The following is a 26,451-nucleotide window of genomic DNA, read 5'->3' on the forward strand; positions in this document are numbered from 1 at the left end:
CGCGTAGGGGCCGCCGGCCAGCTGCTGGATCACCAGGACGCGGCGGTAGAACAGGTGCAGGCCCAGTTCCCACGTGAATCCTGTTCCCACGTGAATCCTGTTCCGCCGTGCACTTGGACGGCCTGCTCACAGACCCGCCGTGAACGCGTCAGCAGCCAGCTCTCCAGGGACGCCAGTTCGCGGTCCACCGCAGCGTCACCGTCGTCGATCAACCGACTCACCCGCCCCAGGGCGGAGAGTCCGGCCGCCACACCGACGTGCATATCGGCCAAGGTGTGGGCGACCGCCTGGAAGGTCGCGATCGGGGCTCCGAACTGCTCGCGTTCCTTGGCGTAGGCGACCGACCGCTCCAAGAGGGCGTTCGCGCAGCCCCAGGCCTGGGCGCACAGCGCCAGGCGCCAGATCCGGACGATGCGCCGGGCGGCCGCCTCGGGAACCGCGGCAGACGTCGAGGGGACGGCAGGTGCACCGATGGTCAGCATCCCCTGCCCCGGTTCGAGTCCGACTCGGAGCGTGTCACCCGGCAGCGGCTCCACACCAGCGGCCGCGTCCACCGTCTCGGGTCCGTCGATGACGACGACGCGACCCGGCTCCGTCGACGTCCGCCAGGTGAGCAGCTCGGGTTTCGACGGCCGGTCGCCGACACGGACGGCCAGCGCGACCGATACATCCCCACCGATGACGTCGTCGACGTCATCACCCGCGGCGGCAATCGCCGGCACCCCGCCGAAGATGGCGGCGAAGAGGTGCCAGGGCAGCAGGTTCTCACCGGCGTGCATCGCGATCTCGGTGAGCTCATTGACCCCGAGGCCGACACCACCTAGGTCCTCCGGCACCGCCAGGCCCAGCACGCCCGCGTCCACGAACACCTTCACCTGGCCCGCGGTAGGTACGTCATCACGCTCGGCCAACTCCAACAGGCGCGGCATGTCGAAGGTGTCGCGGCAGATGTCGGCGAACAGCTCGACCACTTCCTGGTTCTCACTCACTTGGCCCTCCTGGGCAGTCCGAGGATCTGGGATCCGATCACGTTGCGCTGGATCTCGGTGCTGCCCGAGTAGATGCTGACCGAACGCGCCTCGATCAGGTCGTGGGCGATCTCGTCCATGAACAGCCGATCGGGCTGGGAATTGAGATCGAAGGCCTCCCCGCAGACGGCCTGATAGCACTCGGTCAGCAGCAGCTTGTCGACCGAAGTCGACCCCGGCTCGAGGATCCCGAGATCCTGTTCGGCGAGGGTTCGGTAGGTGTGGGCCCGCAGGACTTCCAGCATCGCCGCGAGCTCACCCAGCTTCACATGCGCGTCGGGGCGCTCACCGACCTGCTCGGCCAGCACCGCCAGCCGGCGCCGCAGACCGATCTGCCGCTCAAGGACGAACAGGCCCCGCTCGAATCCCATGGTGGACATCGCAACCCGCCAGCCCTGCCCGGGCTCACCGATGACGTTCGCATGCGGCACCCGCACGTCGTCGAAGAAGACCTCGCTGAAGTGCGCCTCATGCAACATCTGATACAGGGGACGTACGGTGACCCCGGGGGTGCCCATGTCCAGGGCCACCAAGGTCAGGCCCTTGTGCGAACCGGGTTCGCCGTCAGTGCGCACCAGCAGCGCACACCACTTCGACCAGAGCGCGCGGCTGGTCCAGACCTTCTGGCCGTTGATGACCCAGTCATCGCCGTCACGGCGGGCCCGGGTCCGGATCCCGGCCAGATCCGACCCGGCACTCGGCTCGGAGAAGCCCTGGCACCAGATCTCCGAGGCGTCGAGCATGCCGGGCAACAGCCGGGAGCGCTGCTCGGGGGTGCCCCACTGCTGGATCATCGGAGCCACCGTGTAGAGCGCGATCCGGTTGATGAGTTCCGGCATGGTGGTTCGACCGAGTTCCTCGCAGAGCACCGCCTCGGCGCTCAGGCCGCGCCCTTGACCGCCGTCGGATTCAGGCCAGGACATGCCGATGAAACCGGCGGCACACAGGGCCGCCTGCCATTGACGCAGTTGGGCCACCCGTTCCGGGAAGTCCGCCGAGGGCCGGCCCGGGTCGTGGTCGTCGATGAAACGGCGCAGCCGGGCCCGAACGTCTTCGTCGGCGTCGTCGAACCGAAGGGTCGGTCGCAGAACAGTGGTCACCACCGGGTCAGCCTCCTCATAGTCAGCGAGTACCTCTCCGGCGCACGCTACCAACCAATCGTCTGGTTTACCAGTACTTTTGTCCGACTTCTCGGCAAGGCACTCTGCGGACCCCCAGCCCGTCCAAAACCGGGACCAGCGCCTCCATCCCGGCAATGTCCCGCAACGGCGTCAGCACTCGGTGCGGGCTTAGATACGACGCCAGGCAGGCGATGCACTTCGCGTCCATCTGGCAGGCCGGGCCGGCGAAGCGGGCGCGCCCGGTCGATCAAGAAACTCGCGCGACACGGGCGCGACGTCCGTGTCCACCTCGACCCTCGCCGCGGGCCACCGGTTCCGGCGGTACAGCTCGTCGTAGCGCTGATCGGTGCGGACATCGACCCGTCGAGGCGTCCTCGCCGGCCCTGGTGACCAGCGAGGCGGCGACGCCGATCGCCACCGCGGTGTGCTCGACGTCCAGGCCCTGCGTAACCGCAGCCGCCACCTCGGCACCGATGGAGCCGAGGGTGTCGGTCGGGTGGTACCCGAGCGTAACGGTGACCGCGGTGGTGAGTATCGCAGTCAGGCCGGAAGGAACGGGGTTCCTTCCGACCTGAACAGCGAACCCGCGATGTCACGCGCCCGACTCACCCGTTGCCCCAGGGAAGCACTGATCGACGGTCGAGGTAGTCGAAATCATGATGACTCCGGGGTGGCTACGGATGCTCGGAACCATCAGGTACCGGCGTCGCGCACGGTTCGGCGCCGCCGAGGACCCGCTCCCCCACGCCGGACTTCCGATCGTCGACCCGCGGCAGGTGTCAGGCACCCTTGCGCACCGGAATGGGCGCCTCGCCCTGGATTTCGATCCGGTGGATCTCGCGTCGCTGGCTGCCGTAGTCGGTGATCGCGTAGTGCTGGACGAACTGGTTGTCCCAGATGCCGATGTCACCGGGGGTCCACGTCCACCGCACACAGTTTTCCGGACATCCGGCGTGCGAGTTCAGCTCCCCCAGCACCGCGGCGCTCTCACCCTCGGTGAGCTCGTTGATGCGGCGGATGTACTCGGAGTTGAGGAACAACGCGCGCCGCCCGGTAGTGGGGTGTTGGATCACCAGCGGGTGGTCGGTCTTCCGGTCCGGCTGCTCCGGGTCCAAGGTGGTGTGGTGAGCCGTCATCCCGGCCAGGAACTCCTGCATGGGCACCGAGAGCGCGTCGTAGGCCGCGTAGCCGCTTGACCAGGTGGTGTCACCGCCGACCGGCGGGCACACCTGCATGTGCAGGATTGAGTACTTCAGCGGGGTCGGTGACCAGCTGACGTCGATGTGCCAGTTGGAGGAGGCCTTCGCAACAGCGGTGTCGATGGAGCCGAGGACACCGATCTCGGGGTAGCCCCGGTCCGCCAGGTTGCGCAGGGTGGCGACCGGCGGCTTGATCTCACCCAGGGCACGCCCGAGGTTGAGGTGGACTTCGGGGTCCAGCCCCTGCTCCCGGATGAACACCACCGAGTGCTGCGCCAGGGCGGCGCGGATCTGGTCGGCGGTGTCGGGGTCGATCGGACGGGTCAGGTCGATGCCGGAGAGTTCCGCACCGATCGCGCCGTTGAGGGGCCGTGCGGTGATCTGGGTCGTGGTGGTCATGGTGGTCCTTTCACACGGACGGGCACACGAAGGGCGTGTGACCACGTCAAGAGAGTTGCAGCGTGTGAATCGGAGTTGAGTGCTTTTGACTACAATCCGGGCGCCTGCTGCACAGACCAGCGTCCTCGCGACATTTAACCGCCAACCGATTGGTTGGTAGTCTATCCGGCACTGCAGTCCTGGTCAATGGGTTCGCGGCTGCGGCCGGACCCGATCGACACGCGAGACCAACGGTGTGCCGGGCGCACTCCCCTATCCGGCAGCCACCCCGTCGGTCTCGGGCCCCTCGGCAGAAGTCGGGTCGTCGGCGTACTTCTCGAAGACGTTACCGTCGCTGAGCTCGGCGGCCGACCCGCTCCAGGACAGCCGGCCGCGCCGCATCACGTGCGCCAGGTCGGCGATTTCGAGCAACCGGTGGACGAACTGGTCCACGATGATCATGGCCACGTTGTGGTTGGCCGCCAGGTCGTTCTCGAGGAACTCGAAGATCGACTCAACGATGATCGGAGCAAGGCCCAGCGAGGGCTCATCGACCAGGATCACCCGGTTTCCGGAGACGAGCGCGTTCGACATCGCGAGCATCTGCTGCTCGCCGCCGCTCATCGTCCCGGCGATCTGCTTGCGTCGGTCGGCCAGCTTGGGGAATGCGTCCATCGCGTCCGCCATGAGCTGACGGTGCTGCCCGCGCGGCGCCTGCATCTGCAGGTTCTCCTGGACCGTCAGGCCCTTGTAGACCGCCCGACCCTCCGGGATGTGGCACACGCCGGCCCGGCGGCGCCGGAAGGGCGCCATCCGCGTCATGTCCTGGCCGTCGATCAGCACCTGACCGCTGGATGGTCGCAGGACTCCCGAGACCACCTTGAGCAGCGTCGACTTACCGGCCCCGTTCGGGCCCACCAGGGCAACGAGCTCACCCGGACGGACCGCCAGGGAGACGTCACGCAGCACCGTCAGCCCGTCGTATCCGGCGCTGACGCCGCGGACCTCGAGGACCGGAGGCGCGTCGGTGTTCCCACCGGTGCCAGTGCTGCTCATGATTCGACTCCTTGGGTCGTCTGGTGTAGGTGGTCCTGGCTGGACTCCGCGGAGGGACGCTGTTCGCCCAGGTAGGCCTCCTGGACCTCGCGGCTGTCACGGACGTCGGCCGGGGTGCCGTGGAACAGCATCTGTCCGGAGTCCATGACGTAGATGTATGCGCACAGGTCGAGCACCAGAGCGACATCATGTTCGACGAGCAGGATGCCGACGCCCCGCTCCTTGACCACATGGCGGAGGATGGCGGCAAACTCCTGCGTCTCCGAACTGTCCAAACCGCTCGACGGCTCATCCAGCAACAGCACGTCGAAGGGTCCGGCCAGGGCCCTAGCCAGTTCGACGAGACGACGTTCACCGGTCGACAGGGATCCGGCCTGCCGGTGGGCAAGGTGCTCGATGCCACACAGCCGCATCGCCTCGGTCGTTGCCGCACTCCGCAGCGCTCGCTCATGCGGCGAGGCGAAGAACTGAGTGATGATACCCGAGCCGGCCTGGCTCGCCTCGCGGCCCAACGCCACGTTCTCGGCGACGGTGAGGGATTCGCACAGTTCCATGATCTGGAAGGTGCGCCCGAGACCGGCCCGAGCCCGCTGGTGCGGGCTGTGTCCTGTGAGCGACTCGCCGTTGAGCGACACCGTTCCCTTCACCGGCTTGTTCAGGCCACTGCATGCGTTGAAGGTGGTCGTCTTGCCGGCGCCGTTGGGACCGATCAGCCCGGTGACCTGCCCCAGCGGTGCGTGCAGGTCGATGTCACGGACCGCCACCAATCCGCCGAAGCGAACCTCCAACCCGCTTACCTCGAGGCCTGCCCCCTGATGCGTGCGGTGGGTCACCACGGCCTGGGCGGACGCAGGTTCCTCCGAGGGCCCGGCACCGGTCTTCTTCTTGTCACCGAAGCGGGCCTCGAAGAACCGCCGCAGACGCATCGGCATCGTGGGCGGACCACCCGCCATGGCGGTCATGATGGCGAAGACACCGAACAGGATGTTCATCACGTAGGGGGTACTCTCCCCCGTGACCAACCCGGGGACGATGACGGTGACGCCGGCCAGGATCGCGAACCACGGTGCCCGGAACGGCACCAGCGACAACACCACGATGAGCACCAGGGAGTTGAAGCTGGAATAGAACGTGCTGGTCGCTTGCGCGCGGCCGAACATTGCGCCGTTGAGCGCGCCGGCGATCGCGGCGACCGAGGCCGCGATGCAGAACACCAGCACCCGGGTCATCCGGGGGCTGAGACCGAGCGTGGTGACCGCCCGCGGTGCTTCACTCATGCCCAGCAGCATGCGTCCCAGCCGCCCGCGCTGGATCGCGGCGAACACGACCAGCGCCACCACCACGAATCCGAGCAACAGGTAGTAGAAGGCCTGGTCGGACAAGGCGAATCCCGGTCGGGGCATGGCCCGACCGGCGGCCAGCGGCCCGAACATGAAGTCCTGCTTGTACAAGAATCGTTCGACCAGCAGGCCGAATCCGAGGGTTGCCAAGGCAACGAACAGTCCGGAGAGCCGAATGGCCGGGATCGCAACCAAGGCCCCGATCGGCACCGCGACCACGCCGGCCAGGAGCACCGCGAGAAGCCATGGCATGCCGGCCTCGACGGCGAACTGCGAGAACGCCACGGCTCCGATCGCCGCGAAGGCCGCCGTACACAAGGAGACGATGCCGGCGGTGCGGACCAGCAGCCCGAGCGAGAGCATGATGAGCGTGGTGGTCAAGGCACTGGCCCAGTACGGCACCAACATCCGCGACGAAGCCCACAGCGGAACCGTGGCCAGCGCGCCGACCACCAGGATGTAGGCGGCGATGCGCATCTTCGTGGGTCCGTGCCACTGCAGCGCCGGCCGATTCTCCGAGACCGTCGCCGGGACGAGCTTGCTGCGGGGTGTCACCAGCATGATCAGGATCAAGATCACGAAGGGCAGGGCCCGGGAGACCCCGGCCAGGTCCGGCAGGGCCACCTCGTAGCGCAGCAGGATCGATTCGGCCAGGCCGATCGCCAGAGCGCCGACGAAGGTGACCGGGATGCTGGAGAACCGCCCGATGGCGGCAGCCGCGAATGACTGAACGATCAAGAATGTGAGCAACAGCGGGTCGAGACCGACGATCGGCAGCAGCAGGATCCCCGACAGCGACGCGAAGGAACATCCGATGATCCAGGCCGCCCGGCGGATCATGACCGGGTTGACCCCCTGCAGATCGGTCAGCTCCGGGTTCTGCACCACGGCGCGCAACCGCACGCCGAAGCGGGTGAACCGGAAGACCACGTACAGGATGACGACGATCACCAAGGCGGCCGCTGCGACGAGGATCTGGCTCAGTCGAACCTTGACGCCGAGGATCTGGACGATGGTGAGTGTGCCGGGCAGGAACTGGGGCACGATCAGGGTGTCGGCACCGTAGAGCAGCGTGCCCGCGCCCTGCACCAGCAGGATCAGGCCGACGGTGCCGACCACCTTCCAGGCCGTCCGTTGCGGGGCCAGGGACCGGGAGATGAACTCCATCACCAGGCCCATCAGCGGCCCGACGACGAGGACCGCGATGGCCATCGCCACCGGCCAGTCGAGGCCGAGGTCGACGAAGAGTGCGTAGAACACGTAGGCGCCGATAGTTGCCAGCGCGCCGTACCCGAAGTTGAAGATGCCCGACGTTTTGTACGTGAGGACGAGTCCGGTCGCGGCGAGGCCGTAGATCGAGCCGGTCGCCAGCCCTGCGACGATGAAGGGCAACAGTTGTGTCATGTTCGTGAGGCTCCTGAGCGTTGTACAGCGGTGACGGTCGGGCCGAGCGAACCCATCGTCCGGCTCGACCGTTGGTCCACCGTCGTGCGTGCCGTCCCAGCACGACGGTGGTTCAGCGCTAGATCAGTTGGCGTGCAGGCAGGAGGACGCCAGATCTCCGGTCTGGCCGTTTCCGCTGTCGCCGTGGGGTGCGAGCGTCTTGGGCTTTCGGTTCTCAACGGTGAACGGCCACACACAGGTGACGTCGCTGGGGGTGTTCGCACCGAAGGTCAGCGGCTGCGGGAGCAGGCCGTCCAGGGTTTCGTCCTTGATCTGGGCATAGGCGTCACGGACGGCAGCCGCGTCCACCGCCTTGTCCGCACCGGGGCCGTGGGCCTTCATCGCCTTGCGGAACAATTCCAGAGTGCTCCAGGTTCCGGTGGCGGTGGAGCCCATGGGAGTGTCGGGCGCGTAGCGATCGATAACGTCGCGGAACCGCTGAGCCGGCTCGGCGTCGGCCCACCAGGGGAAGTTGCTCTGGGTACCGATAACCGAGGCGCCCGCGCCGGTGAGGGCATCAATGTTCGCCTTGTCGGCAGAGTTCGCCTGCACCACGTAGCTGCCCGTGAATCCCTGCAGCTGGCACTCAGGCACCAGTTTCTGCGACACGGCACCACCGAGCACCAGCACGATGGCGTCCGGAGCACCCTGGACCAACCCGAGGCAGGGACCGGTGTAGCTGGCATCGGCCGTGCCAACCCTGACGGTGCTGCGGGACGTGACCCCGGCCGGAGCGAACTTGGCCATGATATCGGCCGACGTCGTACAACTGGGCACCTCCGCGCAGGCGGCGACTGCGTAGCTGCGGCCGCCCGACTGACTGATGGCCAGCACTGGCGCGGCCTGCGCGTACGGGGTCGTACCCTCCATCGGGTACACGTTCGACCCGGCCTTGGTGACGTCGATGTCGGAGGCGATGCCACCGATCAGGGGCATCTTCTGCGAGGCGAAGTAGCTGGCGTTCACCGAGTACGACAACGGGGTCTGGCTGATCACGGCGGCGACGTGGTCCTGCTCCACCAGCTGCCTCGCCGAGGCCACCGAGGTATCGCCGTTCAACTGATCGTTGATCGCGATGATCTCCACGGGGTGACCATTGACGCCACCCATTTCGTTGTTGACCCACTGGGTCCAGGCGTCGGCGACCTGCTTGGACGCTGCGAACTGCTGGAAGCCGGGGACCTCGGAGTACTGCAATCCGATCTTGACGGGGTCCCCCGTCGGCGTGGGGCCCTGAGACGCGGGGCCGGCCGGCCGCTTGGTGCCACCGGTCGACGAACCGCACGCCGCCAACACCATCGCCAGCGTCACGGCTGCCACCGCCCCGACGACCTTGCGTTTCCGAATCATGGTGACTCTTCCCTTCTGAGAATCTCAGTCCCGAAGCTCCAATGGACGGCGGGCCCTGTACCAGACAACCGGTTGGTTGGTTTAGGGTTGAATCTAGGTTTCCCGACGGCACCAAGTCAAGGGTTTTCGGGACAATCGCCCGATCGGGCACGATCTTTAGGAACAACCGGTCGCTCGGGGCCTTCAACGTCGCGCTCGGACGGGGCCGACCGGGCACCCTCGAACGGCGCGTCGCCCGGCGACGCCTGTCGATATGGCTGGAAACCGAAGCACGCCTCCCTCGCCACGAAGGGCTTGGGAGGCGTGCTCGGCGAGTGCTACCCCGAGGAAGGAACCCCGGGCTCGTAGGTGGCCAAGCGACCGCCCTCCGAGACCAGCCTGGTCAGGAGCGGGGCGGGCTCCTGTTCGGGAATCCCCAACTCCTCGACGGAAGCCAGCATCCGGTCGAGACCCCGCTCGTCGGCGAAGAACATCGGTCCGCCCCTGTGTCGCGGGAACCCATATCCGTGCACCCAGACGACATCGATGTCCGACCCACGGGTGGCGATTCCCTCGTCGAGCAGTTTCGCGCCTTCGTTGACCAGGGCCGCCATCAGGCGATCGACGATTTCGTCGGGGCCGAACGCGCGTTGTGTCTGACCCGAACGTCGAGCGAAGCCGCGCACGATGTCGGCGACCTGCTCGGACGGGGCGCCGCGACGACTCTCCGCATAGTCGTAGAACCCGGCCCCGGCTTTCTGACCGAAACGGCCTTGTTCACACAGGACTTCGCGGATCGTGGCACTCGAGGTGGTCTCTCGGTTCCAGAGCACATCGAGACCGATCAGATCTGACATCTGGTACGGACCCATCTTGAAGCCGAACGACACGAGGGCGGCGTCGATCTCCCACGGCATCGCCCCCTGCAACAGCAGGGCATCGGCGGCGGCCGTGCGCCGCAACAACATCCGGTTCCCGACGAACCCGGGGCAAACCCCGACGACCACGCCGGTCTTGTTCATCCGCCGACACATATCGAGGGCGGTGGCCAACGCGTCCGGAGATGTGTGGCGACCTCGAACGACCTCGACCAAGGTCATGATGTGGGCGGGCGAGAAGAAGTGCAACCCGATCACCCGCGACGGGTCACCGATCACGGAGGCGAGATCATCCAGGTCGAGGGTCGAGGTGTTGCTGGCAATAATGGCGTCCGCCCCGAGCACCTCGTCCACCTGGCGCAGCAGCGCCTTCTTGACGTCCGACCGTTCAACAACGGCTTCGATGACGACGTCACATGCCCGCAAGGACACCAACTCTTCGCTGCGCCCGATACTGTCCCGGCGAGCCCGGGCGGCCGCCTCGGACAGTTCGCCCCGACCGACCATGCGCTGGTACCGGGCCGCCGCGGAGGTGTCGCTGCGTTCCAACGCACCACGATCCGAGTCGACGAGATGTACCCGGTAGCCGGCATCGGCGAGCGCCATCGCGATACCGGAGCCCATCGTCCCGGCACCCACCACCCCCACCGCTTGTACGTCGCGGGCCGAAGCCGACTCCCCGGGGGGACGCTTGACCCGTCGCTCGGCAGCGAAGACGTGGCGCAGGGCTCGCGACTGGGAGGTGTCCACGAGTTCGTAGAACAGTTCCCGCTCCAGGGCAACGCCGTCATCGAACGGCATGGTGACTGCGGCCTCCACGCACCGGATGCAGTACTGCGGCGCCAGCAGGTCCGGTGTGGAACGCGAGAGGTTCATGCGGGCTTCGGTGAACAGGTCGGCCGGGACAGCATCCGGCGCGATGCGCTCGCTCAGGTCACGCACCCGCCGCACCGGCTGCCCGGACGCAGCCACCTCCAGCGCCGTCGCGATGGCGGCCCGACGCAACTCGTCGGACGGAACCACGGCGTCCACGAGCCCCAGTGCCAAGGCCTCGTCGGCGGCGACGTTTCGAGCGGTGAGGATCAGGTCCAGGGCTGCCACCGGCCCGATCAGGCGTGGGAGCCGCTGGGTGCCACCGGCGCCGGGGAGCAGGCCGAGCTTGATCTCGGGGCTTCCGAGAACCGTACCCGTGGCAGCCACCCGATGGTGACAGGCGAGGGCGAGCTCCAACCCGCCACCGAGGGCAGTGCCGTGGACGGCCGCAACGATCGGTTTCACCGAACCATCGAGAACGCCGATCATCCGAGTGAAGGTCGGCTCCAGCGGCGGGCCACCGAACTCCTTGATGTCGGCCCCCGCCATCCACGTTCGTCCCGCGCAGGTGATGACGAGGGCCACCACGTCGGGATCTTCGTTGGCCGCGACCACGGCGGAACTGACTCCGGCTCGGACGTCCCTCGACAGTGCGTTGACCGGTGGCGAATCAACCTCGATCACGCTGATTGAGCCTCGGGTCTGCACTCGCACGACGCCGTTCACGGCCGTACCTGTGTCGGCGGTCTCACACACGGTTCGGTGCTCCTCTCGGGTGCGAGATCAGTGCTGGGGCCACGGCGGTCACTCCTGGATCGAGATCGCGCGCTCAGGGCAGGCGTCGGCACCGCGGCGTGCCTTGTCCTCCAGTCCCGGGGGCACCGGATCAATAGTGGTCGAGTTGTATCCCAGGTCGTCCAATTCGTAGACCTCGGGCGCCTCGAATACGCAGCGGGCGTGCCCGGCGCACAGTGAACCATCAACGATTGCCTTCATGGGTTGCCTTCCATCGGCAGGTGAACGGGGTTGTCAGCTGGGGGTCGTGCCGACCCGGGGGCCGGGCGTGAATACGGCCGGCATGTCGATATAGCCGCTCGACGACGACCAGCTGTGGTACTCGATCAGCCCCTCCTCCTTGAGCCGGAAGTCGGGCATCCGCTCGAGGACCTGGAGCAGGAGTTCCTTCATCTGGAGCCGCGCGAGGTGTGAGCCGGGACAGCGGTGGATGCCCATGCCGAAGGTCAGGTGCCGGTTCGGGAAGCGATCGATCACAAACCAATCGGCATCGGGGAATGCTTCTTCGTCGAAGTTGGCCGACACCTCGCTGAGCAGCAGGCGATCACCGGGCTGCATGGTCACGCCACCCAACTCGGTCTCGCGGACCACGGTCCGCGCATGCGTGCGAGCGGGCGGATACATCCGCAGCACTTCCTCGATGAAGCTGTCGATCAACTCGGGGCGCTCGGTGAGCGCAGCTCGATCCTCGGGGTGGAAGTGCAGGTGCATCAGCATCGAACTCGACGCCGACGAGGTGGTGTCGACGCCGCCGCCCACCGCCAAGGTCACCAGGCCGAGGGCCATATCCTGTGGAATGACCTCACCGTCGATCTCGAAGTTCACCAGTTGGCTCATCGCGTCGTCGGTCGGGTTCTCCCGCCGGGCGCGGACCTCCTCCTCGATCCGACCGACCATCCAGGTGACGTCGACCATGATGTCCTGGAACTCGGGCGAGCCGGTTACATAGGCGCTGATGCCGTGGAAGGCCTCGCTGAACCGTCGATGGTCCTCTTCGGGGAAGCCCAGCCAGTCCAGGGAGACACCTGCAGGCAAGGGGCTGGTCAGATCGTGGATCAGGTCGCACTCCCCCTTCTCGATGAAGGCGTCGATCAGCCGGGTGATGTGCGCCCGGACGCTGTCGGTGAAGTCGCGCTTGATCGCGCGCGGCGACAGCGGCTCGGCCAGGACCCGTCGGTAGGGCTCCCACGCCGGCGGGTCGAGTTCCTCGGGCACCAGGACGGTCGGCATGGGATTCTCCGCGATCCACAGCGAGTTCAGCCCCGGGTCCCCTCCGGGCCCGCTGGCCCGGGCCGTCCGGCTGGACGAAAAGGACTCCCAGTTGCGGAACCCTTCGGCGATCGCGTCGTACTGCGAGGCTACCCAGAAACCGCCGTGGCTTTCGCTCCATGCCACCGGGCACTGCTCACGCCGTTCAGCCCATTCGCGCTGGCTCTGCTCTCGCGTCATGTGCTCGTGGTGATCGAACTGCACCACCGGGCACTGCCCTGAAGGAAGCTCCTCCGTGGCCTGCTCCTCGCCCGCCATGCGGTGCTCCTTCGCTGGGTTGATCATCAGCGGTACTTCTTCAGTTCGACCCGGGCCACACTGCGCAGGTGCACCTCGTCCGGCCCGTCCGCGATCCCCAGGATCCGCGCCGAGGCCCACATCCGCGCCAACGGGACGTCCTCGGTCACCCCCAACCCGCCATGGGCCTGAATCGCCCTGTCCAAGACCCTGCGCGCGGTGCGCGGCGCGACGACCTTGATCGCGGCGATCTCGGTGGCCGCACGCCTGGCGCCGACCCGGTCGATCATCCATGCGGCCTTGGTCACCAACAGCCGCGTCATCTCGATGTCCATCCGCGCCTCGGCGATCCAGTCGCGCACGACACCCTGTTCCGACAGCGGTTTGCCGAACGGCTCCCGCTCCATCGAGCGGCGCACCATCATGTCCAGACCCCGCTCGGCCATCCCCACACACCGCATCGCGTGGTGGATCCGCCCCGGACCGAGCCGGGCCTGGGCCAACGCGAACCCGGACCCCTCCTCGCCGATCAGGTTGCTCACCGGCACCCGCACGTCCTCGAAACTGATCTCGCCATGCCCCTGCTGGTCGTAGTACCCGAACAGCGGCAACGACCGATGCACCGTCACACCCGGAGTGTCCACCGGCACCAGGATGAACGACTGCTGCTGGTGCGGCGCGGCGTCCGGGGCGATCCGCCCCATCAACACCAGGATCTTGCAACGTGGATCACCGGCCCCGGACGTCCACCACTTGCGACCGTTGATCACGTATTCATCACCGTCGCGCACGATCGACGTCGCAATCTGACGCGCATCCGACGACGCGACGGCCGGTTCGGTCATTGCAAACCCCGACCGCATCGTGCCGTCCAGCAACGGCTCCAGCCACTGCCACTTCTGCTCCTCGGTGCCGAACAGGTGCAGGATCTCCATGTTCCCCGACGACGGCGCGTTCGAGTTGATCGCATCCGGCGCCAGGTAGGGCGACCGGCCCGTCACCTCGGCCACGTAGGCGTAGTCCAAGTTGCTCAACCCCGACACGTCCGGCAGGAACAGGTTCCACAGGCCCCGCTTGCGGGCCTCGACCTTCAGGTCCTCGACGATCTGCGGCAGGTCGTGCGGCCGGTCCCTCGCGTTCGCGGCCAACTGCTGCGCGTAGACCGGTTCGGCCGGGTAGACGAACTCGTCCATGAAGTCGATCATCGCCTCGAGCACCTCACGCCCCTTCGGCGACGGGGCGAGATCCATCGACTCGAAGATCTCCGGGCCGCGGTTCACGGTGAAGTACCGCTTCTTCGCGGCCGCGGCGTACTCGGCCGCATGGACAGGATCAATGTTGCTCACCAGGACTCCCCTGCGTTGACGGACACTGCGCACTTGCCACACGCCCGGAGATGGATAAGACCCACCAGCAGGCGCCGGCCATCACCCAAAAAACTACCAGTCGGTTGGTCGTTTGTCGAGAGCTCGCGGTTTCCATGGCAGAAGCGGATCCGATGATGCTGCGGCATCATCGGATTTCTTCTTCTCCGGCAGGTGTGTACGGCACTTGCGCTGAACCCTCAGGACGCGAACCCAAGGAGGAGCCATGCGCAGCCAACTGTTCGATCAGATGAGGGTTCGGGGGCTCTGAGCCCCGGACCGATCGGGTCGTTCCGGGTGCGTCGGCCCGCAGTGCCCGGGGGGTCGATTGGTACCCTCGGGGCATGCATCTGGGGATCGATTTCGGCACGACCCGAACCATCGTGGCGCACGCGGATCGAGGCAACTATCCCGTGGTCAGCTTCGTCGACCAGCACGGCGACAGCAGCGAGTTCTTTCCGTCGGTGGCCGCGGTGACCGAGTCGGGCTGGGCGTACGGCTTCGAGGCCCTGGCCGCCGCCGACGCCGGCGCTCCCCTGCTGCGTTCGTTCAAGCGGGTGCTCGGCCGTTCCGATGTCACCGCGGCGACCGAGCTGGAACTGGCAGGCCAGGCGATCGCCCTGGGCGACCTGCTCACCGGGTTTCTCAGCGCTCTGCGTCGGGCCCTGTTCACCACCTCCAACATTGCCGAGGCCCTGGCCACCGAGGGGGTGGGGCGTACGGTCACCGCGGTGCCGGCGCACGCCCACAGTGCCCAGCGGTTCCTGACCCTGGACGCCTTCCGCCGGGCCGGGTTCGAGGTTTCGGCGATGATCAACGAGCCCTCGGCGGCCGGCTTCGAGTACACCCATCGCCAGTCCCGGACGCTGAACTCCCGGCGTACCCGCATCGTGGTCTACGACCTGGGCGGGGGCACCTTCGACGCCTCGCTGGTGACCGCCGACGGATTGTCCCACGAGGTGCTCGGCTCGATCGGGGTGAACCGGCTCGGGGGTGATGATTTCGACGAGATCCTCGCCGAGTTGGCCGCCGAGGCGGCGGGGATCGACCTCGCCGGGCTGGGCGTACGCGAGCGGGACCTGCTGCTGGAGGACTGCCGCACCGCCAAGGAGCAACTGCTGCCGCAGTCCAAGCGGATGACGATCGAGGTGGCGGGGACGCCGGTGATCATCCCGGTCGGCGACTTCTACCACGCCAGCGCGGGCCTGGTGGACCAGACGGTGAAGGCGATGGCGCCGCTGGTCCGCGGGCTGGAGGCCCCCGCCGATTCGACCGAGGGGCTCAGCGCCGACATCGCCGGGATCTATCTGGTGGGTGGGGCAAGTTCGCTGCCGCTGGTGCCCCGGGTGCTGCGGGAAACGTTCGGCCGGCGGGTGCACCGCTCGCCCTACCCAGCGGCCTCGACCGCCATCGGTCTGGCGATCGCGGCCGATCCGGGGGCGGGCTATTCGCTGACCGACCAGTTGTCCCGCGGCTTCGGGGTCTTCCGGGAGGCCGGGGCGGGGACGAAATTCGAGTTCGATCCGCTGCTGGCCAGCGACGACCGGATCTCCCCCACCGAGGAGATCCATATCCGGCGCAGCTATCGCGCCGCGCACAACCTCGGGGTGTTCCGCTTCGTCGAATACACCGGCCTGGACGCCAGCGGTACGCCGTCGGGCGATCTGGTGCCGTTCGCGGAGGTGTTCTTCCCCTTCACCGACGCGCTGCAGCACGCCGACCCGATCACCCTGGGGGCCACCGCGGTGTACCGCACCGACACCGAGGGCCCGCTGGTCGAGGAGGAATACGTGGTCGACGAGCACGGCATCATCCGGGTGCGGATCACCGACCTGCAGACCGGGTACGCCCAGCAGACCTCGCTGCGGGCCAGCTGAGCCGCAGCCGGCCCGATCACCGGTCCCGGTCCGGCCGTGCGGACCACCCAGTACAGTGAGGCGCAGTCGATACAGAAAAGGGTTCCTTCATGAAGCTCCGCCAGATTCCCGCCCGAGTGGCCGCAGGCGCATTCCTGATCAACTCCGGGGTCAACAAGCTGGACCTGTCCGAAGAGACCGTGGCCTACCTGCAGGAACTCGGCGCCCAGGGCGTGCCGCAGATCAAGCAGATCGACCGCGACCAGTTCGGCAAGCTGCTGGCCTACGGCGAGATCGCCATGGGCGCGCTGCTGCTGCTCCCCTTCGTGCCGGGCTGGGTGGCCGGCCTGCCGGTCACCGCCTTCAGCGCCGGGCTGCTCAATGCCTACCGCAAGACCCCCGGGATGACCGTCGACGGGATCCGGCCGACCCAGGAGGGCACCGGGATGGCCAAGGACGTGTTCCTGTTCGGCATCGGCGCTTCGCTGGTCCTGGACGGGTTCACCGGTCCGTCGAAGCGGCAGGAGGCCAAGCGCGAGCGCAAGGGTCGCATCGCCGCGGAGAAGCAGGCCGCCAAGGCCGAGAAGATCGCCGCCAAGGCAGCGGCCCGGGCCGCGCGCAACGGCAACGAGTGAGCCGGCCCGACCGGGTGCCGGGCTGCGTGCCCGGACCCGGTCCGGCGGACAAGGTCAGGGCCCCGAGGAGATTCCTCGGGGCCCTTCGCCTTTGCTGGGGGGACGGATCAGCTGAGCCAGGCGTACTGCAGCTGTTCGTCTTGGGATTCGTCGAGATCGGCCTCGAGCTGGACGATCATCCCGTCGCTGGGGGCACTGCCGCGCCAGCGGCGATGTCCGGAGCGATTGGGCAATTCGGTGAAGCGGATCGCGCAGAACGCGCGCTGTGCCTCATCGAAGCTGGCAAAGCCACCCACGAAATGTTCGGCCCCGCAGGCCTCGGCGACAGCCCACGGGCGGCCCGCGAAAGCCTTGTAGGCACCCATCGGGGTATGTGTGACCACTGGACTCTCCTCCTTCGGTGCGTCGTTGCGTGTGGAGCGCCGGTTTTCCGGTTACTTCCAGCCAATCAACGAACGCACCGAAGTTCAAGGGAATCGTGAGTGATTTGTAATACTTTCTGCTTATGAGCACAAGCCCCCAAGAAAGGGGTCAGGCAAGGCTCAGCTGAGTGCGGCCACCGCGGCGTCGTAGTCGGGCTCGGTGGTGATCTCGGGGACCAGCTGCGTGTGCAGGACCTTGCCGTCGGTGTCGAGCACGACCACCGAGCGGGCGAGCAGGCCGCGCATCGGGCCGTCGATCATCTGGACGCCGTAGGCGGTGCCGAAATCGTCCCGGAACGCCGAGCCGACCTGGACGTTCTCGATGCCCTCGGCGCCACAGAAGCGGTTCAGGGCGAACGGCAGGTCCATCGAGGCGCAGACGACGGTGGTGTTGGCCAGGCTCGCGGCGAGCTCGTTGAACTTGCGTACGCTGGTGGCGCAGACGGCGGTATCGATGCTGGGGAAGATGTTGAGGACGACCCGCTTGCCGGACAGCTGCTCGGAGGTGATCTCGGAGAGGTCGGCGGCGGTCAGGGAGACGGCCGGCGCCTGCGCGCCGACGGCGGGAAGGTCACCGACGGTATTGACGGTGGTGCCCTTGAATGCAGTAGTAGCCATGGCCCCCTGTCTAGCACAGCCGGCTGCGCCCCCGGCAGCAGGACCGGGCCACGACTGGGTGCCCGGGCCCGCTCACCCGCCCGACCGGCGCTCCCGCGCCTGTCGGGCGGCCTGCCGGGCGAGTTTGCGCGCGTCCCGCAGCGCCTTCTCCGCATCGCGTACCGCCTTCTGCGCCTCGCGATAGCGCTTGTCATCAGCGATGTCAGCATCCTCCGGCGTGATCCAGGGCGCCGGATCCGGCCGCTCGGGCTGCTCGGTCGCCAGGTACGCGCTCACTCCGTCGAGACTGCGGGCCAGGTTGAATCCGAACGGATCGTTGTCGGTGGCGAATACCCCGGCATCGATCGCGGCTCGCAGGTGCGGATAGGCATCGGCGGTGATCAGGAGCCGGAAGCGGGCATCCTCCTCGGCACCGATGGGGACCGCACCCGGACGCCGCTCCCGCTCGATCCGCGCATAGGAAGCCAGCACGATCCCGGTCCAGCGCGCCTGACCGGTGACCAGGAGCATCACGGCCACCCGCTCCTCATGGGTGAGCGAAGTGTCGGCGAGCGCAGCCAGGCCCGCATCCAGCCAGGCCGCAGTGTTGGGCGTCGCCGGCGAACCGTTGATCGGAATGTCCAGCACCCAGGGGTGGGCCAGATAGCGCTGGACCATCTCCGCATACAGCGCCTCCAGCCGCTCCCGCCAGCCCCACGCCGGATCCGGATCCGACGGCAGCCCGGTCGCCTCCTCCTGCATCAACAACAGCAGGTCGTCCTTGGCCGAGATGTAGCGATACAACGACATGGGCGTGAATCCCAACCGCGCCGCAACGGCGGCCATCGACACCGCCTGCAGCCCTTCGGCGTCGGCCAGTTCCACCGCAGCCTCCACGATGCGCTCGACACTCATCTCGCGCTTGGGCCCGCGCTGCGGGTTGACGGCAATCCCCCAGGCGAGGGCGAGCCCGCGCGGAAGCTCCGGTTCGACAGATTCAGCCATGGGCCACATTCTAAGGCTTGTTTACCCTATACACAGTATGTGATGGTCATATACAGTGGATGCCATACACAGTACTCGACCTCGTCCAGAGGTCGGCGACACCCCGGAGGCACCCATGACCGCGAACCCGACCCGACGTTCGGCCCCGACCCCGACCCGAGGGTCGCCACCGCGCGCAGCGGAACTCCCGAGCCCGGCCATCGAAGTCCGCGACCTGCGCAAGTCCTTCGGGCAGCAGACGATCCTGGCCGGGCTGGATCTCACCGTGCGGCGCGGGGAGATCCTGGCCCTGCTGGGTCCCAACGGCGCCGGCAAGACCACCACCATCAACATCCTGAGCACACTCCTGCGCCCCGATGCCGGCAGCGCCCGGGTTGCCGGCTTCGACACCGTCGCCGATGCCGAGCAGGTCAAACGCCGGATCAGTCTCACCGGACAGTCGGCGGCCGTCGATGAGGTCCTGACCGGTACCGAGAACCTGGTCCTGCTGGGCCGGCTGTCCGGCCTGTCCGCGCGCACCGCGCGGATCCGATCCGCGGCCCTGCTGGAGCGGTTCGATCTGGGCCGGGCCGGTGCCAAGCGAGTGGCGACCTACTCCGGCGGGATGCGGCGCCGGCTCGACCTGGCGATGAGCTTCGTGGTCACCCCGGAGGTGCTCTTCCTCGACGAGCCGACGACCGGCCTCGACACCCGCAGCCGTCGCGATCTGTGGGACGTGATTCGCTCCCTCGCCGACGCCGGCACCACCGTCTTCCTCACCACGCAGTACCTGGAGGAGGCCGATCAGCTCGCCGATCGCATCGCGGTGCTGAACGACGGACACGTTGTCGCCAGCGGCACCGCCACCCAGCTGAAGACCCAGGTCGGCGGTGACACCGTCGAACTGCACGACCGGCACGGTTCGCTGCTGCGTGAACTGCCCACCGACGGGTCGGTGTCCGACCTGCGCCGTGCCCTCGACCTGCTCGACGAGTCCGGGGCCGAGGGCGTGGTGTCGCTGCGCCGACCCACGCTCGACGACGTGTTTTTCGCCCTCACCACCAAGGAGACCCGATGACCACCCTGCCTGCGACGCCACTGTCTCCTGCCATCCGACCAAGAGTCGGCGGCATGGTCGCCGAGAGCGTGTTTGCCCGGCGCAGCCTGCGTCACTCACTGCGCGATGGGGAATCGCTGCTCATGGCGATCATGCTCCCGGTCCTGCTGATGCTGGTGTTCACCTTCGTGTTCGGTGGAGCGATCGCCCCCGGTGGCGGCTACGTCGACTATGTCGTTCCCGGCATCATCCTCACCTGCGCCGGGTTCGGTGCCTCCTCCACCGCGGTGTACGTTGCCCAGGACATGTCGACCGGGATCATCGACCGGATCCGGACCATGCCGGTACGTGCCGGCGCCGTCCTCACCGGTCACGTGGTCGCCAGTCTGTTGCGCAACCTGGTGGCCACCGGCCTGGTGATTGCCGTGGCCCTGGTTCTCGGCTTCCGACCGTCGGCCGGCCCGGTGGGTTGGCTCGGTGCGGTCGGGATGATCGCGCTGTGGATCCTGGCGATCACCTACCTTTTCGCGGCAATCGGGCTGGCTTCCGGCAGCCCGGAGGCGGCGACCGCGTACGGCTTCATCCTCCTGTTCCTGCCGTACCTCTCCAGTGCCTTCGTACCGGTGTCGACCATGCCCCACTGGCTGCAGTGGGTCTCGCGGAATCAGCCGGTGACCCCGATCATCGAGACGATCCGGGGGAACCTCATGGGTACCCCCATCGGTGCCGCTGCCTGGTGGGCCATCGGGTGGTGCCTGCTCATCCTGGTCGCGTCGGTCGGCTGGGGTGCGTGGCTGTTCCGACGCCGGGCGGGACGCCGCTGACCGGAGCCGCCGCCGCGGCGGCGGCAGTGCCTGAGACAATACCTACGCGGGTTCGACCCGAGTTGCGGGTACCGGAAACGCCGGGACGCGCAACCGGGCCGACCCGGTCGGGTGCACTAGTGTCAAAATCTCCCGTTTGCCGATCGACCGTGCCCGAGCCCGGAGGAGGTCCACCCACGATGCCGTCCACCCGACGCCTGGTAGTCGTCGATCCCTCCCCTGCCCCCGGGATGGGCGGGATGCCCGCCGGTCGGCTGCTGCCCAACAGTCGCGTCGGCATGATCGGCCCCTGGTGCCTGGTGAACCATTTCGGTCCGACCGACACCCGCGGCGGTGCCCCTATCGCCTCGCCGCGGCACCCCCATACCGGCTGCAGTACGGTCACCTGGCTGTTCTCCGGCGCGATCGAGCATGTCGACTCGATCGGGAATCGGATCCGGATCACCCCCGGCGAGGTGGCCCGGCTGATCGCCGGTCGTGGGGTGTCCCACGCCCAGACCGCGGACCCGACGGCGCCGATCCTGCACGGGGTCCACCTGTGGCTGGCGCTGCCCGAACATGCCCGGCACATCGCCCCCGCGCTGACCCGCTATCGCCCCGATCCGATCGGCGTCGACGATGCCACCGTCCGCCTGTTCATCGGGACCTGGCTCGGCCGCGGCGCCCCGGTCCTGACCTACAGCCCGGTGGTCGGGGCGGAGATCATGCTGCCGGTGCGGGGCCGGCTGGCCCGGGAGCTGGCCCCCGACTTCGCGCACGGCGTCCTGGTCGATCGCCCGGTCACGGTCAACGGGACCCCGGTCCCGGCCAACCGATTGGCGATACTCCCGCTGGGGACGCCGGAACTGCGCATGGAGGCCGGCCCCGAACCGGTTCGGGCCATCCTGCTCGGCGGGCGACCGTTGCCCGACCGGGTCATCATGTGGTGGACCTTCCTGGGCCGGACCCACGCCGAGATCGCCGACTACCGGGCTGCCTGGCAGGCCGAGATCGGCGCCGAACCGGCCGACCCGCCGGCCAGCGGACGGTATCGCGACGCCGTGGCCTGGCCCCGGTTCGGCGTGCCCGAACCGGGAATGGCCCCGGCGCAGCCCGCTCCCCCGCTCAACGGGATCCTGCGCCCCCGCCGGTCCTGAGGCCCAGCCGCCCGATCTCGGGCCGGCTGAGCCTCGACCGCCCGGACCTCAGCCGACCGGGGCGTACAGGGTGGTGCGCTGGCGTACCGGTCGGCCGATCCCGTCGGCGATCTCACTGATCTCGGCAATGGACTTGGCCGAACCGTGCTGGGAGCCGGCCATCCGGGAGATGGTCTCCTCCATCAGGGTGCCGCCCAGGTCGTTCGCGCCGCTGCGCAGCATGGTCCGGGTCCCCTCGATGCCGAGCTTCACCCAGCTGGTCTGGATGTTGTCGACCAGCCCGAACAGCAGGATCCGCGCCATCGCGTGCACCGCGATGTTGTCCCGCAGGGTCGGGCCCGGCCGGGCCACCCCGGCCAGATAGATCGGCGCGGAGGTGTGCACGAACGGCAGCGGCACGAACTCGGTGAAGCCACCGGTCTCGGTCTGGATCCGCCCGAGCAGCTTCAGGTGCGCCACCCAGTGGTCGGGCCGGTCGACGTGGCCGTACATCATCGTCGAGGTGGACGGGATACCCAGCTCGTGCGCGGTGGTGACCACCTCGATCCATTTCTGGGTCGGCAGCTTGCCCTTGGTCAGCACCCAGCGCACCTCGTCGTCCAGGATCTCCGCAGCGGTGCCCGGGATGCTGTTCAGGCCGGCCTCGCGGACGGCGGTCAGCCATTCCCGGATCGACAACCCGGCCCGGGTCGCCCCGTTGACGACCTCCATCGGCGAGTACGCATGGATGTGCATCCCGGGCACCCGCTCCCGGACCGCCCGGACGATCTCGGTGTAGCCGTCGACCGGCATCATCGGATCGATCCCGCCCTGCATGCAGACCTCGGTGGCGCCCAGGTCCCAGGCCTCCGCGGCCCGCTCGGCGACCTCGTCGTAGGACAGCGAATACGCGTCCTCATCGGTACGCCGCTGGGCGAAGGCGCAGAAGCGGCAGCCGGTGTAACAGATGTTGTTGAAGTTGATGTTGCGATTGACGATGTAGGTGACGTCATCGCCGACGCGGTCGAACCGCATCTGGTCGGCCAGGTGGGTCACCTGGGCCAGCGCCTCCCCCTCGGCGGTCATCAGGGTCAGTGCCTGATCGTCGGTGAGTTGCTGCGGATCGGCCTCGGCCTGCGCCAGGGCCGCCTTCACGTCCCCGCCGAGCCGGACCGGAGCACTGGCCTCGCGGACCTGCTTGCGCAACTGTTCCCAGTCGCCGTAGACGGAATCGAAATCCCCGCGCCGGTCGCTGCTGCGCCCGGTCACATCGATGCTGACGTGCAGGTCCGCGCGGCCGAGGGTCTGCCCGCTCTCGGGTTCCTGCCAGGCCAGCCCCTGCGGGCGTACGCCGGGGCGCGCGAGCCCACTGCCGGCCGCCAGCGCATTCACGTGCGGCTGGACCCGGGGATCCAGCCACGGTTCGCCGGCCCGAACGTACTCGGGATGGACGGTGAGGCGTGCGGTGAGGGTGAAGCCGGCCTCGGTGCATACCCGGCGCAGGGCCTCCAGGCTGGGCCAGGGCCGCTCGGGGTTCACATGATCGGGAGTCAGCGGGGAGACCCCGCCGAAATCGTCGATCCCCGCCTCGATCAGCAGGCGGCACTCCTCGAGGTCGACCAGGTTCGGCGGGGCCTGGACCCGGGCCCGCGGCCCGAGCAGGATCCGGGTCACCGCGATGGTGGCCAGGTAGTCCGCCAGCGGGAGGTCGTCGGCGTGCCGCAGCGCGGTGTCCGGCTTGGCCCGGAAGTTCTGCACGATCACTTCCTGGATCGCGCCGTAGTCGCGGATCTGGTCCCGCAGGGCCAGAATCGTGTCGATCCGCTCCTCGTTGGTCTCCCCGATGCCGACCAGCAGGCCCGTGGTGAACGGCACGTTCAGTCGCCCCGCATCGGTCAGCGTCCGCAGCCGGACCGCCGGGTCCTTGTCCGGGGAGCCGTAGTGCACCTGCCCCCGCTCGGTGTGCAGCCGGGTGCTGGTGGTCTCCAGCATCATCCCCAGCGACGGCGCGACCGGCTTGAGCCGGGCCAGTTCCTCCCAGCTGAGCACGCCGGGGTTCAGGTGCGGCAGCAGGCCGGTCTCCTCCAGCACCCGGATCGCCATCGCCCGCAGGTAGTCCAGGGTCGAGTCGTAGCCGTGCTCGTCGAGCCACTGCCGCGCCTGCGGCCACCGCGCCTCGGGCCGATCCCCGAGGGTGAACAGGGCCTCCAGACAACCGAGTTCGGCGCCGCGGCGGGCGATGTCGACGACCTCGTCGGGTTCGAGGAACATCCCGTGGCCCTGCCGGCGCAGGTCGGCCGGGTCGGTGGCGAAGGTGCAGTAGTGACAGGTGTCGCGGCACAGCCGGGTGAGCGGGATGAAGACCTTCGGGGAGTAGGTGATCATCCCCTCGCGTCCGACGGTGACCAGGCCGGCGTCACGGACCCGGGCCGCGGCGGCGCAGAGTTCGGTCAGGTCGTCCCCGCGGGCGTCGAGCAGGGCGGCGGCCTCGGTCCGGTCGAGGCTGGCACCCCGGCGTACGCGGGCCAGGCTGCGGCGGATCTGATGGGTGTTGGGCGAATCGGTCATCCGGGAGAACTCCGAGGGGTGAGACGGCAGGCGGCGGCACCGGCGCTGGCCGGTGATCGCGGGGACCTGCCGGTCGATCACCAGCCGCATGCTGCGGCGGCCCTACCCACGACGTAGATTCCCGCAGCCTAGGGCATCGGGAGCTTGGCTTCCAGCAGCGGGGCCAGGGTGCGCGAGAAACTCTTGGTGATGTGGTCCTCGTCGTAGTAGACCGGGAGCCCCCCGATCACCGGGTAGCACAGCCGGTCGTCGCAGAAGGCCTCGGTGAGTTCGAGCCGGTGCACCCGGTCGCTGCCGAAGGTGGCCGCGGCCTCGTACTGCAGGTCGCGCGGCAGCAGCGCTTCGGCGCGCGGGACGGCACAGTCGAGTTGATTCTGGCTGCTGGCCAGGCAGGAGGGCATGTGCTGGCCGCCGGTGCCCGGGTAGTCCCGGATCACCGTCACCGGGGCGATCTGCTCCCAGTCCCGCCAGACCGCCTGGAAGCCGGCGATGGCCGACCCGGTGGAGTACCAGTCGGTGAGCACGGAGGCAGTGGTGATGATCATGTCGACCTGGTCGCGCCGCAGTTCCTCGGTGACCCGATGGGCCCAATCGGTGCACTGCCGGTTGGTGTCGCGCGGCCCGTGCTTGAAGGAGGGAGTGGTGGCGTACGTCGCCGGGCAGCCGCCCTGGAAGTGGCCGCGGACCTCCCAACCGCGATTCTGGGCGATCACCTTCAACGCCGGGTACAGCGACTCGGCATGGGAGTCGCCGACCAGCGCCACCTTGAGCCGGACCAGATTGGGATCGCAGCCCCCGTGGCTGCAGGGGTCGCCCCAGGGGGCTTCGGCCTCGCTGACCGTGGACATCGCCGGCTGGCCGAACGGGTCGGCACACTGGTCATTGAGCGGAGCCTTCGCCCCGATACAGGGTTCGTTGTCCAGCCGGGCCTCCAGGGCCGCGGTCGCGCTCTGCTGGCCGCTCTCGGCGACCCGGCCGGCGCCGAAGGCGGTGCCCGCGATCAGGGCCATGGCGGCGAACACCACCACCAGGGTGCGCCGCGTCCGCTTGCCCCACCACTGGTTGCGTTGCGCCGGGATCTCCACATAGAACCGGGTCAGGTGCGCCAGGACCCCGGTGGCGACCAGTACCAGTCCCTTCTCCCACCAGGACAGGGTGTGGCCGACGGCGTACGGCATGAGCACCAGCAGCGGCCAGTGCCACAGGTAGACCGCGTAGGAGACGTTGCCCAACCACTGCACCGGTCGCAGGCCGAACACCCGGGTCAGCGGGTCGCGCCGGCCGGTGTCGCCGGCCACGATGATCATCGCGGTGCCGACCACCGGGATCGCGGCGATCCAGCCGGGGAACGGAGTGGCCTGGCTGATCAGCACCGCCGTCCCGAACAGCAGCACCACACCGAGCCAGCGCAGGAACACCGGGAGTCCGCGCAGCGGGGTCCAGCGTCGCAGCAGCAGACTGACCAGGGCACCGGCACCGAACTCCCAGGCGCGCGTGGTGGTGAGGAAGTACGCCATCGCCTGGTCGGAGTTGGTCAGCGCGATCGAGTGGATCAGGGAGGCGGTGGTCAGCGCGACGAGCACCCAGCCGATCGTGCGCACGGTATGGCCGCGGAAATAGCGTCGGGCCAGGTACAGGCCCAGCAGGATCAGCGCCGGCCAGACGAAGTAGAACTGCTCCTCCGTCGACAGCGACCAGTAGTGCTGCGCCGGGGAGGCCAGGTCGTTGGAGGCGGAATACGTGACCGCCTGCGAGGCCAGCCACAGGTTCTGCACGTAGAACGTGGAGGCGATCACCTCACGGATGGTGCCCAGCAGGTAGCGCTGCGGCAGGACCAGGATCGAACCGATCAGCAGGACGACCAGCACCAGCATGCTGGCCGGCAGCAGCCGCCGGGCCCGGCGGGCATAGAACGACGACAGCCGGATGGTCCCGCTGCGGTCCACCTCGCGCAACAGGTGATCGGTGATCAGATAGCCGGAAATCACGAAGAACGCGTCGACCCCGACGAACCCACCGCGGAACAACCCGGTGGGCGCGACGTGGAAGGCAACCACGAGGCCGACCGCGATGGCTCGCAGGGCCTGGAGTTCCGGAAGAAACCGTCGGGTGCGTCGCTGCTCGACGGCATTCATCCGGAGCC

20 protein-coding genes are annotated in these 26,451 nt (G+C 68.2%); 5 read left to right on the forward strand and 15 right to left on the reverse strand.

What is annotated here, in order from left to right:
• Positions 1-29 precede the first annotated feature (29 nt).
• The 10 genes from G531_RS0105455 to G531_RS0105500 form a co-directional block, all read right to left on the reverse strand.
• Positions 30-989 (reverse strand): acyl-CoA dehydrogenase family protein, encoded by a 960-nt coding sequence (locus G531_RS0105455; protein WP_026926470.1) that lies wholly within the window; start codon positions 987-989, stop codon positions 30-32.
• Positions 986-2,128 carry an acyl-CoA dehydrogenase family protein gene (locus G531_RS0105460; RefSeq protein WP_162143149.1) on the reverse strand — a complete coding sequence of 381 codons (1,143 nt, stop codon included), beginning with the start codon at positions 2,126-2,128 and terminating at the stop codon, positions 986-988. The genes G531_RS0105455 and G531_RS0105460 overlap by 4 nt, the downstream gene beginning before the upstream one ends.
• Positions 2,129-2,928: 800 nt before the next feature.
• The gene (locus G531_RS0105465) at positions 2,929-3,747 is read right to left on the reverse strand and encodes a TauD/TfdA dioxygenase family protein (protein WP_026926472.1); all 819 of its coding nucleotides are present in this window, start codon (positions 3,745-3,747) and stop codon (positions 2,929-2,931) included.
• Between the two features lie 252 nt (positions 3,748-3,999).
• Positions 4,000-4,782: an ABC transporter ATP-binding protein gene (locus G531_RS0105470; RefSeq protein ID WP_035757666.1), complete on the reverse strand. Its 783-nt coding sequence runs from the start codon at positions 4,780-4,782 to the stop codon at positions 4,000-4,002.
• Positions 4,779-7,526 (reverse strand): branched-chain amino acid ABC transporter permease/ATP-binding protein, encoded by a 2,748-nt coding sequence (locus G531_RS20675; protein WP_051215098.1) that lies wholly within the window; start codon positions 7,524-7,526, stop codon positions 4,779-4,781. Before G531_RS20675 ends, G531_RS0105470 begins: the two co-directional genes overlap by 4 nt.
• A gap of 123 nt (positions 7,527-7,649) precedes the next feature.
• Complete coding sequence (locus G531_RS24400; protein ID WP_026926474.1) at positions 7,650-8,915, reverse strand: ABC transporter substrate-binding protein; 1,266 nt, start codon at positions 8,913-8,915, stop codon at positions 7,650-7,652.
• 317 nt (positions 8,916-9,232) lie between these two features.
• The gene (locus G531_RS0105485; RefSeq protein ID WP_081683851.1) at positions 9,233-11,341 is read right to left on the reverse strand and encodes a 3-hydroxyacyl-CoA dehydrogenase NAD-binding domain-containing protein; all 2,109 of its coding nucleotides are present in this window, start codon (positions 11,339-11,341) and stop codon (positions 9,233-9,235) included.
• 48 nt (positions 11,342-11,389) lie between these two features.
• The gene (locus G531_RS0105490) at positions 11,390-11,581 is read right to left on the reverse strand and encodes a ferredoxin (protein ID WP_026926476.1); all 192 of its coding nucleotides are present in this window, start codon (positions 11,579-11,581) and stop codon (positions 11,390-11,392) included.
• Positions 11,582-11,614: 33 nt separating this feature from the next.
• The gene (locus tag G531_RS0105495) at positions 11,615-13,027 is read right to left on the reverse strand and encodes a cytochrome P450 (RefSeq protein ID WP_145978674.1); all 1,413 of its coding nucleotides are present in this window, start codon (positions 13,025-13,027) and stop codon (positions 11,615-11,617) included.
• Positions 12,934-14,232, reverse strand: coding sequence for an acyl-CoA dehydrogenase family protein (locus G531_RS0105500; RefSeq protein WP_345917440.1), 1,299 nt, complete (start codon positions 14,230-14,232; stop codon positions 12,934-12,936). The genes G531_RS0105495 and G531_RS0105500 overlap by 94 nt, the downstream gene beginning before the upstream one ends.
• A 362-nt stretch (positions 14,233-14,594) precedes the next feature.
• On the opposite strand from G531_RS0105500, the gene G531_RS0105505 reads away from it, so the two are divergent.
• Positions 14,595-16,127: an Hsp70 family protein gene (locus G531_RS0105505; protein WP_026926479.1), complete on the forward strand. Its 1,533-nt coding sequence runs from the start codon at positions 14,595-14,597 to the stop codon at positions 16,125-16,127.
• A gap of 89 nt (positions 16,128-16,216) precedes the next feature.
• The gene (locus G531_RS0105510) at positions 16,217-16,741 is read left to right on the forward strand and encodes a DoxX family membrane protein (protein ID WP_026926480.1); all 525 of its coding nucleotides are present in this window, start codon (positions 16,217-16,219) and stop codon (positions 16,739-16,741) included.
• A gap of 107 nt (positions 16,742-16,848) precedes the next feature.
• Here the strand turns inward: G531_RS0105510 and G531_RS0105515 are convergent, their stop codons facing one another.
• The 3 genes from G531_RS0105515 to G531_RS0105525 form a co-directional block, all read right to left on the reverse strand.
• The gene (locus tag G531_RS0105515; RefSeq protein ID WP_145978673.1) at positions 16,849-17,124 is read right to left on the reverse strand and encodes a hypothetical protein; all 276 of its coding nucleotides are present in this window, start codon (positions 17,122-17,124) and stop codon (positions 16,849-16,851) included.
• A gap of 159 nt (positions 17,125-17,283) precedes the next feature.
• Entirely contained in the window at positions 17,284-17,781 is a 498-nt protein-coding gene (gene tpx, locus G531_RS0105520) for a thiol peroxidase (protein WP_026926482.1), read from the reverse strand.
• Positions 17,782-17,853: 72 nt separating this feature from the next.
• On the reverse strand, positions 17,854-18,765 hold the full coding sequence (locus G531_RS0105525) for a TetR/AcrR family transcriptional regulator (protein WP_026926483.1): 912 nt from the start codon (positions 18,763-18,765) through the stop codon (positions 17,854-17,856).
• A 115-nt stretch (positions 18,766-18,880) separates the two neighbouring features.
• Here G531_RS0105525 and G531_RS0105530 point away from each other — a divergent pair, with 115 nt between their 5' ends.
• The 3 genes from G531_RS0105530 (at position 18,881) to G531_RS0105540 (ending at position 21,761) form a co-directional block, all read left to right on the forward strand.
• The gene (locus G531_RS0105530; protein ID WP_081683852.1) at positions 18,881-19,822 is read left to right on the forward strand and encodes an ATP-binding cassette domain-containing protein; all 942 of its coding nucleotides are present in this window, start codon (positions 18,881-18,883) and stop codon (positions 19,820-19,822) included.
• The gene (locus tag G531_RS0105535) at positions 19,819-20,625 is read left to right on the forward strand and encodes an ABC transporter permease (RefSeq protein ID WP_026926485.1); all 807 of its coding nucleotides are present in this window, start codon (positions 19,819-19,821) and stop codon (positions 20,623-20,625) included. The genes G531_RS0105530 and G531_RS0105535 overlap by 4 nt, the downstream gene beginning before the upstream one ends.
• 179 nt (positions 20,626-20,804) lie before the next feature.
• Complete coding sequence (locus tag G531_RS0105540) at positions 20,805-21,761, forward strand: pirin family protein (RefSeq protein WP_081683853.1); 957 nt, start codon at positions 20,805-20,807, stop codon at positions 21,759-21,761.
• A gap of 48 nt (positions 21,762-21,809) precedes the next feature.
• Here G531_RS0105540 and G531_RS0105545 read toward each other — a convergent pair whose 3' ends face one another.
• Both G531_RS0105545 and G531_RS0105550 read right to left on the reverse strand, forming a co-directional pair.
• Entirely contained in the window at positions 21,810-24,308 is a 2,499-nt protein-coding gene (locus G531_RS0105545) for a bifunctional FO biosynthesis protein CofGH (protein ID WP_026926487.1), read from the reverse strand.
• A gap of 128 nt (positions 24,309-24,436) precedes the next feature.
• Positions 24,437-26,443, reverse strand: a complete 2,007-nt coding sequence (locus tag G531_RS0105550; RefSeq protein WP_026926488.1) for an acyltransferase family protein — start codon at positions 26,441-26,443, stop codon at positions 24,437-24,439.
• Between the last annotated feature and the right edge of the window lie 8 nt (positions 26,444-26,451).

The sequence above is a fragment of the Granulicoccus phenolivorans DSM 17626 = NBRC 107789 = JCM 15570 genome (genome assembly GCF_000423085.1).
Lineage (GTDB): Bacteria > Actinomycetota > Actinomycetes > Propionibacteriales > Propionibacteriaceae > Granulicoccus > Granulicoccus phenolivorans.